The following is a 1044-nucleotide window of genomic DNA, read 5'->3' as shown; positions in this document are numbered from 1 at the left end:
CTTAGAGTCCTCTCTGATTGGGGTCGTTGAAGTCAAGCTGCTCCAATCTTCATTTCGGATCATACCGCCCCGCGGGTCACTCGCTTCTCTTCGCGGTCGGCGCATGCCCGCCGCATGATGGGGTCAGGTAGGCAAGGTGTCTCAATCTGTTTCACGACCTTGAGCAATTGCCTCAGGTTCGGGACTCTAAACGAGATCACCTTGCCCATCGTCCCCACGGGAACGATCCGATTAGCCTTTTCAGGCAGAACCTGCTGTTTGTGTTTTATCTCTCCGATTGTTCATCATCACGCTGCTTCGAGGTCGGCCTGCTTTCCGAAACGGAATTCGGAACCGTCGCACCACATCCGATGCAGGATCACTGCCAGTTTACGGGCTACTGCGACGCGCGCCCGCGCCATACCGCGACGTTTGGCGATGCCCATGCCCCAAGCTCTTAGGCTCGACCATTTCTTCGACCGGACGAGCAGCGAATGGGCCGCTTCGTAAAGCGCGGTTCGTGCGATCTCGTCACCACATCGGCTGATCTTACCCTGGATGTCGGTCTCGCCGGATTGATAGCGGGACGGCGTCAGACCAAGATGGGCACCGACATCGCGCGATCGACGAAAGCGATCGGGGCAGTCGATGGTGGCACGGAACGCCAGCGCTGTGATCGGCCCGACGCCCGGTACGCTCATCAGTTGGCGGCATGTCGTCTCATTCTTGGCAACGTCGAGCACCTGTTTCGTGAGGCGACCGAACTCCTCGAGCATCGTGGCAAGCACCGCCAACAGCGGTTCCACCAGAGCGATCAACAACTGCTCCCCGGCCATGATGTCTCGCACCTTGCCCACGAAGTCCGCACGGCTCGGTGTCCCAAGCTTGATGCCGCCTTCCCGCAAAATAGCCCGCACGACATTCTCGATTGAGCGCATCTGTTTCGTGAGGCGACCGAACTCCTCGAGCATCGTGGCAAGCACCGCCAACAGCGGTTCCACCAGAGCGATCAACAACTGCTCCCCGGCCATGATGTCTCGCACCTTGCCCACGAAGTCCGCACGG

At 59.5% G+C, this 1044-nt stretch carries 1 protein-coding gene; it reads right to left on the bottom strand.

The genetic code is table 11. The annotated features are described in order from the left end of the window. Positions 1-287 precede the first annotated feature (287 nt). Positions 288-1044 (bottom strand): IS110 family transposase (locus ACI3K0_RS30730; RefSeq protein WP_404946984.1); only part of this gene is annotated, 757 nt, incomplete at its 5' end.

Origin of the sequence: Rhizobium sp. ZW T2_16 (genome assembly GCF_044987325.1) — a bacterium.
Classification (GTDB): Bacteria; Pseudomonadota; Alphaproteobacteria; order Rhizobiales; family Rhizobiaceae; genus Neorhizobium; species Neorhizobium cellulosilyticum.
This window is presented reverse-complemented; position numbering and strand designations above follow the sequence as displayed.